Consider the following 12,500-nt stretch of genomic DNA (forward strand, 5'->3'; position numbering starts at 1 on the left):
ATTATATGTTTATATAAGTATCTATTTAGATTATTTACTAAAACACTAACTTATTAAAGTTAGTGTTTTTTAATATATTTAAATAATAAATACAAAGATATAAAAAAAGTGGATTAATTAAAGGAATTTGTTTAAATTTGTAAAAGTATATTAATAAAGAGGTGAGTTCATATGTTTAACCAAAGTATTGTTTTAGAATTTGACAAAAGGTTAGTTTCAGAAGAAGAGATGATTGAGAATATAGATTATTATATTTCAAGGTCTAGTGAAGGTATGAAACTCATATCACAGGGAAAGCAAAAGGAGGCTATGAAAATATTAAAAGAAATTAAAACGTCATTAAAGAAAGAATACATATATTATAATAAAGAGAAGATTAAACCATATATACATAGAAATAATGTATATAGAACTTATCAATGGGGGATAGTTTTAGCTTATTCTAAATTATATAAAGTCTATTCTTATAAATATTTGTATGACAATTTATTTAATGTATGGGATAGTATCTCTAATCATGATTCTTGTTTATTTTTAGGATATAGAATATAAAGACACTTATATTATTTAATGATATAAGTGTCTTTTTAGTATAAAATAAATTTTATTTGTATAAAAATTTGGGTAAATATGATCTATAGCTACTTTTATATTTATTAGATTATTTACATCGAGATATTATAAAATTATCAAAAAAATATAAAAAAATAAGGAAATTTACTGAAAAATATAAAATTTAAGCTAGAATTAGGTGGTATCAAGGGGTATAAGAAAAGTGAATATAAATAGCTTGAATATACACTATATATGGTATAAAATAGAGGTTGTGTTACTACATATAGTGCTTATGCAAAGTTAAGTAAAGTGCTGAAAAACAAAAAAGTCAATACTTTTTATTAAAAAAGTTATTGTTTTTTTATCTAGTAAGACTTGACAAACACATCAAGAAATATTAGGCAAAAGGAGAGTTTTATGACCAGAAAATTAAATATAATAAAAAGAAATGGAAAGGTTGCAGAGTTTGATAAAATAAAAATCGAAAATGCAATACTAAATGCTATGAAATATGGTAGCGGTATATATGAAGAAGAAATAGCTAAAAAAATAGCTAACGAAATAGAAGAAAATTGTTATGAAAAGTCACCTTCGCCGACAGTATATCAAATAGAAGATATGGTATATAAGAAGTTAATAGATTATAAACACGAATTGACTGCGAAAGCTTATGAAGGATATAGAGCGGTACAGTCATTTAAAAGAGAAGTGAATACAACTGACGAAAGTATATTAGGATTACTAGACAATAGTAATGAAGATGTTATAAATGAAAATTCAAATAAAAATGGATTATTAGCGTCTACTCAAAGAGACCTAATAGCTGGAGAAGTTTCAAAAGATATAGCAAGAAGAAAATTAATACCAGCACATATAGCGCATGCCCATGATGAAGGTGTACTTCACTATCACGATATGGACTATGCAATTCAACCAATTCATAACTGTATGCTTATAAACTTAGAAGATATGTTAAATAATGGTACAGTAATAAGTAATAAATTAGTAGAATCACCAAAATCATTTACAACAGCTTGTACAGTTACAACACAAATAATAGCTCAAATAGCAAGCGGTCAATATGGTGGAAACTCTATAACTATAAAGCATATAGCACCATTTTTAAGAGTATCGTATGATAAATATTTCAATAAATACAAAGAAAAGTATTCTGAAGAAATGGCTAAAGAATTAGCTGAAGAAAGAATGTTAGAGGAGCTAAAAGCAGGTATACAAACTATAAGATATCAATTATCAACGTTATATACAAGTAATGGTCAATCACCATTTTCAACTATATATTTAGAGATTGAAGAAGGTCATGAATATGAAAGGGAAATGGCTTTAATTTGCGAAGAAATGATAGCGCAAAGATTAGAAGGAATGAAAAACTACAAAGGACAAGAAGTAGGAGAAGAATTCCCTAAACTAGTTTATTTATTAGATGAACATAACTGCCTAGAAGGTGGTAAGTATGACTATATTACAAGGCTAGCAGCTAAATGTAATACGAAAAGATTAGTTCCAGATTATCAAAGTGCTAAAATAATGAGAAAGAATTATGAAGGAAATACTTTCCCACCTATGGGATGTAGAAGTCACTTATCTCCATGGAAAGATGAAAATGGAAATTATAAGTGGTATGGAAGATTCAATCAAGGTGTAATATCATTAAACTTAGTACAAGTTGCATTAACTGCAAATAAAGATATGGATAAATTCTGGGAGATATTAGATGAAAGATTAGAACTTTGTAAAGAAGCTTTAATGGTTAGACATGATTTATTAAAAGGAGTAAAATCAGATGTATCTCCAATACATTGGCAACATGGAGGAATAGCTAGACTTAAAAAAGGAGAGAAGATAGACGCTCTTTTAGAGGATGGATATTCAACTCTTTCTTTAGGATATGTTGGGGTATATGAAATGACTCAAGCAATGCTTGGTGTAAGTCATACAACTAAAGAAGGGGAAGCATTTGCATTAGAAGTTATGCACCATTTAAATGATGCTTGCCAAAGTTGGAAGGAAGAAACTGGTCTTGGATTTGGATTATACGGAACTCCTGGAGAAAGTTTAACTTCAAGATTCTGTAGAATAGATAAGCAAAAATTCGGAGAAATTAAAAATGTAACTGATAGAATGTATTATACAAACTCATACCATGTTCACGTAACTGAAGAAATAGATGCTTTTGAAAAATTAAAGTTTGAAAGTCAATTCCACGACATAAGTTTAGGTGGATGTATAAGTTATGTAGAAGTACCGGATATGAGTAAAAACCTACAAGCAGTAGAGCAAATAATAAATTACATCTATCACAATATACAATACGCAGAAATAAATACTAAGCCAGATATATGCTATAAATGTGGATACACAGGTGAAATAAAGCTTGATAAGGATTTAGAATGGTATTGTCCAAACTGCGGAAACAGAGATAAAGATGAAATGCAAGTTATGAGAAGAACTTGTGGATACATTGGGGCAAATATGTGGGGTAAAGGACGTACTCAAGAGATAGGTGAGAGAGTACTTCACTTATAGAATTTGGAGTGATAATATGAGATTTGCCAAAATAAAAGACAATGACATAGCTAATGGACTTGGAGTAACAATGTCTTTTTGGACACAAGGATGTCCCCACCACTGTAAAGGATGTTTCAATGGAGAAACATGGGATTTTAACGGAGGTCAAGAATTTACACAAGAAGATTTACAATATATTATTGATAATATAAATAAAAATAATATAGATAGAGACTTATCTATATTAGGAGGAGAGCCATTATGCCCTCAAAATGTAGAAGGTGTATTTAATTTATGCAAAGAATTTAAGAAACATTACCCAAATAAAATGATATACCTATGGAGTGGATATACACTAGAAAATTTTGATGAAAGTCAAAAGAAAGTATTAAAATATATAGATGTATTAATAGATGGTAAGTTTGAAGAAAACAATAGAAATCTAAGCCTAATGTTAAGAGGTTCATCAAATCAAAGAGTTATAGACGTAAAAAAGACATTATTAAGTAATAAAATAGTATTTTATGAGCTAGGTTAAGTATGTAGAATGCATCAAGATAAATATAAATTTTATCTTGATGCATTTTTTACATGTAAGTAAATTATATTAAGCACAAAAATGTTAACAACTCATGAAAGTAAAATATGTCAATAAGATTGAAAATGTAAAACGTGACATTTGAGGAACGGACAAAGTCGTTGGTGACATGAAGTGTAGCGCCCACGCAGTGGCTTAAGCGAAGCGAATTTTTTACAAAATAAAAAATTATTATGCTAGAAGAAGTAATTTCATAGAGTACTTTAACGTTTAGTTTCAAAAAATGAAATTAATAATTATTATCATTTACAAAAATGATTAATTATGATATACTTTAAATAAATAGAGAATTAATGAGTAATTTACTAGCAAGTGAACATAAAAGTGTAAATTATATCATAGCTTACATAAATTTTTTAAATCCGATGATCTTCAGCACGTTATTAGATTTAATACAGAAAGTATAATATTCCCCTATATGATAAATTACATTATAAATGTTATGCTAATTATACTCTTAATTTACTAATATAACTACACAACTTCTATATAAAGACCACGATTCATATCGTGGTTTTTATTTTAAAAAATGATAATGAAATTCATTTACAAAAAATAAAAATTATGATATATTAAAAATAGGCTTAAAATTATCGCGGCAAATTTCTGATTTTATAGGAGATGATAATTATGGCAAGAATGATGGGACCTAGATTTAAACAATGTAGAAGACTAGGGTTAAATGTATGTGGGCATCCAAAAGCAATGGATAGAGCTACAAAAGGAACGTCTAGAGCGGACAAAAAGCTTTCACCATATGGAGTACAGTTATTAGAAAAGCAAAGATTAAAGGCTTACTATGGTGTGTTAGAAAAGCAATTTTCTAACTATGTAAAAAAAGCGATGAAATCTAAAGACTCTACAGGTACAGCATTAGTACAAATGTTAGAATGTAGATTAGACAACTTAGTATATAGATTAGGGTTAGCAAGCTCTACAAGACAAGCTCGCCAAATGGTAGTTCATGGACATATACTAGTTAATGGGAAAAAAGTAGATATACCTTCTTATGGAGTGTCAGTAGGAGATGTTATATCTTTAAGAGAAAAATCTCAAAAAAATACAATGTTTAAAGATAGTTTTCAACAAAATGCTACTAGCCAATATCCTTACTTAACTAAGGATATAGAGAACTTTTCAGGTGTTCTTACTAGAAAGCCTGAAAGAAATGAAGTACCAATAGAAATTGACGATATTTTAGTTGTTGAGTACTACTCAAAATAATCTAAATATAAAATTACCATAAATCTTAGGGTTTATGGTAATTTTTTTATTTTAAGTATTTTATAAAGATAAAAATGGACAAAATGATAGTTATATTATAAGCTAATCTATATAAAATAATTAAAAGGAGGTCGTTAATGTATAGTTTGAACAATATCAAGCAAAATAATTGTCCATTAAAATTCATATCAAACATACTCGGAAAAAAATGGGTATGTGAAATAATATGGGAAATTGGTAATGATAAAAAAAGATTTGGAGAATTACAAAGGTGCATAGAAGGATGTAGCAAGAAGATGTTAATTCAACAATTAGAATTTTTAATCGAAAATGGAATAGTAATTAATGACAAAAAAGAATTAAAAAATAATATCCAATCAACATACTATTTAAGTGAATGTGGTGTTTCGTTACTTCCAATAATGGAAACTATGATACTTTGGAGTAACAAACATATTAAATGTGATTGTTAATTTTATATAGATATTAATCTGGTTACAAAAAAGTTACCAGTTGATACAAGAGCTCATACTTGTTATATTATAAAAAACAGGTATGAGCTCATTTACTTTATATAAAAATAATCGGAAGGAGGCAATACATGAATTATACGTTTTTTTCAGAATTTCTTATGGTCACGAATTATATGACTTTAATATCAATAGCAATTTTAATAGGAATGTTTTTTGTAATAAATAAATTAAGTAAAAAGATAAAATTTAATAAATTAATGATTTTATCAATAGTATTAGGGATTGGACTAGGAGTATTAGTCCATGCTATAGCAGGATTCCCAGAAGATCCTACTAAGGTAACTTGGTTAACAGAAGTATCTAAATGGTATGGGCTATTTGGATATGGTTTTATGGATTTATTAAAAATGTTAGTAGTTCCACTTGTGTTTGTTTCAATAGTAAGAGTAATAATGAACTTAAAGCAAGGTGAAAACCTAGGTAAATTAACAGGAAAGACTATTGTAATGTTATTAGGAACAACAGCGATAGCAGCAATAATAGGTATAGTAGTTGGAAATTTATTTAACTTAGGAGTAGGACACGAAGCGATAGTAAAAAGTGGAGAAATAAGAGAGGTTACACCAATAGTCGATACTATAAGAGGTTTATTACCATCAAATCCAGTAAATGCAATGGCACAAGCTAATGTAGTTGCAGTAGTAATATTTGCAGGATTTTTAGGTATAGCAGTAAAGAGACTTAATAAAAAGTATTCAGAAATAATAAAACCATTTGTAGATTTAGTAGAAGCATTTTATAAAATAATAATAAGTGTTTCTATAACAGTAATAAAACTAATGCCTTATGCAGTAGTTGCTTTAATGGCTACTACGATAATAGATAGAGGTGTAACATCAATATTAGATGTTATGGACTTTATAATAGCTCTTTATGTAAGTGTAGCAATAATGTTTATTGTACATTTAGTAATAATAACTTTAAGTGGGGTAAATCCTATAAAATACTTAAAAAATGTATCTAAACCACTTATATTAGCATTTACATCTAGATCAAGTTTAGGAACATTGCCTGTAACAATAGAAACACTTACAGATAATGTTAAAGTAGATCAAGGTATAGCAAGTTTTGTAGGAAGTTTAGGTTCTAATATGGGAATGAACGGTTGTGCAGGAATCTATCCAGCATTAATGGCAATTACTGTAGCTAATATGTCTGGTACTCCTATGAACTTTAGTTTTTATATCATGTTACTTATAGTAATAACTATAAGTTCGTTAGGAATAGCTGGGATACCAGGTACTGCAACAATGTCAGTTTCAGTAGTTATATCAGGTATGGGTATGGGAGCATATTTCCCGCTATTAGGTGGAATACTTGCTATAGATCCAATATTAGATATGGGACGTACAATGCTTAATGTTAATGGAACTATGGCTTCAGCAATAGCAGTTGCTAGTTCATTAGATAAAATTGAAAAAGATAAAATAAGTTAATAAAATCTATAAAAAACCTTCAAACAACTATTAATTATTTGAAGGTTTTTTATTAGTTTTTTATATGAATATTTTTATTAAGAAATCTTTGAATTTATACATATACTATTTTCTTTAATTATTAGTTTGCCTAAAAAAGCTCCAATTAGTGCAGGAATAACCCAGTTAAATCCTATATTAGCAAATGGAAGATTGTTAATAAAAGGGATATTTATACCTAGATTACTAAGTACTGTAAGCAAGCTTGTTAATAATGTTGCATAAGCAGCACCCTTAAAAGCAGAATCTCTCTTAAATATTTTTCCAAACAAGCTCATTAGAACTAAAACTATTGAAACAGGATATAACACTGTTAGTATAGGAGCAGCAATAGCTATTATTTTATCTACGCCTAAATTAGAAAATATGGCACTAAATACACATATAAAGGTTACTATGTATTCATATTTTAGTTTTCTATTAGTTACATCTTCGAAATACTTAGCTGTAACAGAAGTTAATCCTATGGAAGTTGTTAAGCAAGCAAATGCAACAACTATACTTAATAATATAGTACCAGTATTTCCTAATAAAAGATTTGTTATATTAACTAGTAATTCTGTCTGAGAAATGCTAGCATCATACACCGTAGAAACTGTAGCTCCAAGATAAGCTAGTCCACCATAAACTAGTGTAAGCCCAATACCTGCAATTAAAGATGCTTTTATCGTAAGGCTTATATTTTCTTTCTTATTTCTGTAACCTTTACTTAAGAAAGATGACATAACAAGTGCAGTTATACCACCTAATCCAAGGGCATCCATAGTTTGATAACCTTGAGTTACACCTCTCATAAATAGATTATCAGAAGAAATATTAGTATTTAACTCACCAATAGGAGATAATATCCCCTTGATTATTAAGATCGCTAACGCTGCTAAAAGTATAGGCGTTAAAAATTTACCTATAATATCCATAACCTTACTTGGTTTTATAGTTAATATAAACACTAGTGTAAAGAATAAAATTGAAAATATTATTGGATTAAATGAGTTATTTAGAGGAAGTATACTCATTTCAAATGTAGTTGCACCAGTTCTAGGCACTACTAATATTGGACCTAAGCACAACATCATTATTACTTCTAAAGTAAGCCCAAATCTTTTGCCAGCTTTTCCAATAACATCTTGGAATGAACCAGCCTTTGCTATTGCATTGATAGAAAGTAGTATTATACCAACATCTGCAATTATAAACCCTAAGAAACTCATTAGCCAATTGCTACCAGAGGTAACACCTATGTATGGTGGGAAAATCAAATTACCTGCTCCAAAGAACATTGAAAATAGTGCGAAACCAATAACAATAATATCAATATTTTTTTTCATAATAACACCTCTTTTTTATTTTATATATAAAAAAGCCACATAGTATGTACCATGTGACTTTTATTTTGCCTAGGATAAATAAAAAAGCCACATAGTATTATCTATGTGGCTTTACATAACAAGTTAGCTTTCACCATCATAGATACAAACAAGTACCAGTTTGTATCTACGATTAATCTATCGTTCATAAATACAAACCAACTACAATAGCCAAAAGCTAAAATAAGATATATTTAATTGTTTATTGTTAGTTAGATTTGTATTAATTATCATATTTATATTCTCCTAAAAAATTTATATTTAAATTGATTATATATAGTTAAAGGGAATATGTCAATAATATTTTTCAGAAAATTTATACAAATTATTTTATAATTAAAGTAAAAAATATTTTATAAATATGCAGTAAATTATAAAGGCTTAAGTAATAGCAATTATAGAAAAAAATAAAAATTTAGTGTATATTAGTTAAATGCTAATATAAAAGTAATAAAATAAAAAGACAATCATAATACAATAAAACATTGAAATAAAATAAACATATTAGCCATATTCTATGATGGTTAATAAAACAATAATAGTAAAATTAGATAAGGTGGAATTAAATGAATAATAAATTTGAGAGTTTAAAATTAAATAAAGATATATTAAAAGCATTGTATAATTTAGGCTATAATTCACCATCGAAAGTTCAGAGTGAAGTTATACCAAGGTTATTAAGATATGAAAATATAATAGTCAAATCAAAAACTGGGAGTGGAAAAACTGCGAGCTTTGCTATACCAATATGTGAAACAGTAGAAGTGGATAATAACAATCTTCAAGCACTAATAGTTGTACCCACTAGAGAGTTAGCACTTCAAGTAAAAGAAGAGATATCTAATATAGGTAGATTGAAGAAAATAAGATGTAGTGCTATATTTGGAAAACAACCTATGAAAGATCAAATAAAGGAGTTAAAGCAAAGAGTTCATATTGTAGTAGCAACTCCAGGAAGAATAATTGATCATATAAGTAGGGGTACAATTAACCTTGAAAGTATAAGATATTTTATAATTGATGAAGCAGATAAAATGCTTAAAAAAGGGTTTGTAGAAGATATGGAGTTTATATTTAATAGTATACCTAAAAATAGCATTAAAGGACTATTCTCAGCGACTATAGATAAAGATATAAAAAATATTTGCTTAGAATATATGAAAGATGCAGAAATGGTAGAAGTAAAAAATGAAAATTTATTAAATAATAAACAAATATCAGAAAAGACAGTCAAAGTAGAGGATAAAAAAAAGTATGATACTTTAAAAAATATAATATATTCTCAGGCTCCAGTATCAGTTATGATATTTTGCAATACAAAAGAAACTGTTACAAAACTTTATAAAAATTTAAAGGAAGATAGGTTTTTAGTAACAGAACTTCATGGTGATATGTCTCAAGACAAAAGAAATTTTACGATAAAAGATTTTAAAAATGGTAAGTTTAATATACTAGTAAGTACAGATGTAGCTGGTAGAGGTATACATATAGATGACATATCTTTAGTTATAAATTTTAATGTGCCTAGAGATAAAGAAAACTATATACATAGAATAGGTAGGACAGGTAGAAAAAAAAGCTTTGGAAAATCTATAACTATGGTAAATCAAAAAGATGAAAAGTATATGGAAGAAATAGAACATTATATTGGATATAAAATAGAAGATCTAGATGACATAAAAAAAGAAGATATTGCTTTAGGAAAAGCTAAGTTTGAAGAAAATAATAAAAAAGTTTTAAAAAATAGAAAAAATAGAAATGAAGAAAAAAAGGTTCACAGTGAAGTAACGAGACTATACCTAAATGCTGGAAAGAAAAAGAAAATAAGAGTTATAGATATTGTTGGAGCTCTTAATAGTATAGAGGGAATAAATAATGAAGATATAGGTGTAATAGAGGTACAAGACCTTTGTTCTTATGTAGATATATTAAATCACAAAGGTGAAATTATATTAAAGAAGTATAAAGAGATTAGTGTAAAAAAGAAGATGGTAAAAATAAAAAAAGATAATAGATAAAAAACCCCCTTAACTTCTATAATACACCAAAAAAATATATAATAATAGCCTTAAAATGTAATTGTTTTCCTGTTATTATTTAAATATACAAGATAACTTGTATATTTAAAAATGTAGTCCAGATACAGGAGGTACATACTATGAGCGTAAAAATAATTTCAAAGCATGTAAAAGTTACAGAGGCAATAAGAGAAAAAATTGAAAGTAAGTTTGAAAAGCTAGAAAAATATATTAATGATGATTTTGATGTACATGTTAAAATAGATGTAAAGAGAAAAAATCAAAGTATTGAAGCGACAGTATATACTAAACATGGAACTATCGTTAGAGCTGAAGAATGCCAAGAAGATTTATATTCAGCAATAGACTTATTATATGATAAGCTTTATAAACAGCTTAGAAAATACAAAACACAAATGATAAGAAGAAATAGAAAAAATGAAAGTATAAGATTTGATAATATAGAGGAATATGAAGAAATAGATTTAGATGACGATGTAATAAAAAGAAGAAAGAAATTTAAAATGGACAAGCCAATAACTCCAGAAGATGCAATTGTTCAAATGAATTTATTAGGACATCAATTCTTTTTATTTAGAAATATAGAGACAAATAAAACAAGTATTATATATAAAAGACATGATGGATATGGCCTTATAGAACAAGTGTAATACCATAAACATTTAATAATAAAAAACGTATTGAAAATTTCAATACGTTTTTTATTATTAAAAAATAGCTTATTATTATTAATATAACTTGAATTATTTAGATTTTAGTTTTATACATTTTTTTGATATATAAAATATAATAAAACCAGCTAGACAAGTTGCTAGAGCTATAATTATATGTAAATCCACATCATACTCAAATACATAAGAACAAGCATTATCTAAAGCATGAAATAATATACAAAGCCAAATGCTATTAGTTTCCATGTATATGTAAGTAAGTACAAAAGAAGAAGCAATACAACTAAGAGCAAATGGAATAAAACTAGTATGTTGTTGTGGTGTACCAACTACAAACCATAAAGGTAGATGCCATAAGGACCAAATAATACCTATTATTAGAGAACTTTTAAAAGGAGAATATTTCTTTAGTAATTTAGGAAGTAAAAAACCTCTCCATCCTATTTCCTCTAATCCTCCCCCAAATATCATTATAGGAGTTAACCAACTTAAAAATATTAATGGGGATTTTAGTAAGGCACCATAGCCTCTAAACATTTCAACTACTATATATGGAACGGTCCAAAGTATTAAAGCGGCAATAATAACATATAAATATTCCTTTAGACTCCTGTTTGCATTTACACAGTTCCTTAAAAATCTATCAAATTCATCTTTAGACAAAAACTTTTTAGCGGTAATTAATCCAGCTAAAGCAGGAGAATACCCTGAAAGTGCATAAAATAACATAAAAATAGGAGAACCATATATTAAAATATTGAGTTGTGTTGTAGATATAGTTACTGTAAATCCAATTATACAAAAAAGTATTAGTACTATAAAAAAGTACTTTGTATCTTTTGAAATCAATTTTTTTCGCCTCCGAATTTTTTATAAGAATTAATTTATAGAATAATTCAAAGTATATTGAAATTATTGAATAACTATATAATTATTATACATAAGAAATCTAACTAATTTAATAGGGAAATTAAATAAAATTCGTATAATAAATATATATATAGTTTATTTATAAACTAATAATTTGTTGATTATGAAAATACATTGTGCTACACTCAACTTGTAAAAATAAATAAAAGCTAGGGGAGCTATGATTGGATAGCTGAGAAGTAAAGCCATAACTTTCAGACTCTAAGAACCTGATTAAGATAATTCTTACGTAGGGAAGCTCGTATATTTTAATGTACCTAGATTTTTAGTTAAATAAGGCGCTCTCTATAAAAAGAGAGTGCTTTTTTAATGCTATTAAAGTTAAATTTATATAATTATTTTTATATCTTATAAAAGATAATCCTTAAAAGGAGGAAATGTAAGTGAAGGTAAATGGGGAAGAGTTTGAATTTAAATCAGATATGACAATATCAAAGTTATTAGAAGATATTGGAGTAAAAAAAGATAGCGTAGTAGTAGAGATAAATTTAAACATAATTGAAAATAATCAATACGATAGCTATATACTAAGAGAAGAAGATGTTATAGAAGTCATAAGGTTTGTTGGAGGGGGATAAG

General features: G+C 27.2%; 11 protein-coding genes and 1 riboswitch. Of the genes, 9 read left to right on the forward strand and 2 right to left on the reverse strand.

The window, feature by feature from the left end; genetic code table 11:
- The first annotated feature begins 171 nt into the window (after nucleotides 1–171).
- The 6 genes from FRIFI_RS01535 (at nucleotide 172) to FRIFI_RS01560 (ending at nucleotide 6,875) form a co-directional block, all read left to right on the forward strand.
- Nucleotides 172–552, forward strand: a complete 381-nt coding sequence (locus FRIFI_RS01535; RefSeq protein WP_092922909.1) for a hypothetical protein — start codon at nucleotides 172–174, stop codon at nucleotides 550–552.
- Nucleotides 553–972: 420 nt separating this feature from the next.
- A complete protein-coding gene (gene nrdD, locus FRIFI_RS01540) occupies nucleotides 973–3,102 on the forward strand; it encodes an anaerobic ribonucleoside-triphosphate reductase (protein ID WP_166504818.1) in 2,130 nt (709 codons plus the stop codon).
- A gap of 16 nt (nucleotides 3,103–3,118) precedes the next feature.
- A complete protein-coding gene (gene nrdG / locus FRIFI_RS01545) occupies nucleotides 3,119–3,622 on the forward strand; it encodes an anaerobic ribonucleoside-triphosphate reductase activating protein (protein WP_092922915.1) in 504 nt (167 codons plus the stop codon).
- Between the two features lie 690 nt (nucleotides 3,623–4,312).
- Nucleotides 4,313–4,906, forward strand: a complete 594-nt coding sequence (gene rpsD / locus FRIFI_RS01550) for a 30S ribosomal protein S4 (protein WP_092922918.1) — start codon at nucleotides 4,313–4,315, stop codon at nucleotides 4,904–4,906.
- Nucleotides 4,907–5,043: 137 nt separating this feature from the next.
- A complete protein-coding gene (locus tag FRIFI_RS01555; RefSeq protein WP_092922921.1) occupies nucleotides 5,044–5,379 on the forward strand; it encodes a winged helix-turn-helix transcriptional regulator in 336 nt (111 codons plus the stop codon).
- Between the two features lie 128 nt (nucleotides 5,380–5,507).
- Nucleotides 5,508–6,875 (forward strand): cation:dicarboxylate symporter family transporter, encoded by a 1,368-nt coding sequence (locus FRIFI_RS01560; RefSeq protein WP_092922924.1) that lies wholly within the window; start codon nucleotides 5,508–5,510, stop codon nucleotides 6,873–6,875.
- Between the two features lie 77 nt (nucleotides 6,876–6,952).
- Here the strand turns inward: FRIFI_RS01560 and brnQ are convergent, their stop codons facing one another.
- Nucleotides 6,953–8,242 (reverse strand): branched-chain amino acid transport system II carrier protein, encoded by a 1,290-nt coding sequence (gene brnQ, locus FRIFI_RS01565; RefSeq protein ID WP_092922927.1) that lies wholly within the window; start codon nucleotides 8,240–8,242, stop codon nucleotides 6,953–6,955.
- A 605-nt stretch (nucleotides 8,243–8,847) separates the two neighbouring features.
- On the opposite strand from brnQ, the gene FRIFI_RS01570 reads away from it, so the two are divergent.
- Together FRIFI_RS01570 and hpf are read left to right on the forward strand one after the other, a co-directional pair.
- On the forward strand, nucleotides 8,848–10,299 hold the full coding sequence (locus FRIFI_RS01570) for a DEAD/DEAH box helicase (RefSeq protein ID WP_166504819.1): 1,452 nt from the start codon (nucleotides 8,848–8,850) through the stop codon (nucleotides 10,297–10,299).
- Between the two features lie 140 nt (nucleotides 10,300–10,439).
- Entirely contained in the window at nucleotides 10,440–10,970 is a 531-nt protein-coding gene (gene hpf / locus FRIFI_RS01575; protein WP_092922933.1) for a ribosome hibernation-promoting factor, HPF/YfiA family, read from the forward strand.
- A 93-nt stretch (nucleotides 10,971–11,063) separates the two neighbouring features.
- On the opposite strand, the gene FRIFI_RS01580 is transcribed toward hpf, so the two are convergent.
- Nucleotides 11,064–11,840, reverse strand: coding sequence for a CPBP family intramembrane glutamic endopeptidase (locus FRIFI_RS01580; RefSeq protein WP_166504820.1), 777 nt, complete (start codon nucleotides 11,838–11,840; stop codon nucleotides 11,064–11,066).
- 222 nt (nucleotides 11,841–12,062) lie between these two features.
- A riboswitch (TPP riboswitch) is annotated at nucleotides 12,063–12,174 on the forward strand.
- Nucleotides 12,175–12,304: 130 nt separating this feature from the next.
- Here FRIFI_RS01580 and thiS point away from each other — a divergent pair.
- Complete coding sequence (gene thiS, locus FRIFI_RS01585; RefSeq protein WP_166504821.1) at nucleotides 12,305–12,499, forward strand: sulfur carrier protein ThiS; 195 nt, start codon at nucleotides 12,305–12,307, stop codon at nucleotides 12,497–12,499.
- Nucleotide 12,500 lies beyond the last annotated feature (1 nt).

Origin of the sequence: Romboutsia hominis (genome assembly GCF_900002575.1) — a bacterium.
GTDB lineage: Bacteria > Bacillota > Clostridia > Peptostreptococcales > Peptostreptococcaceae > Romboutsia_C > Romboutsia_C hominis.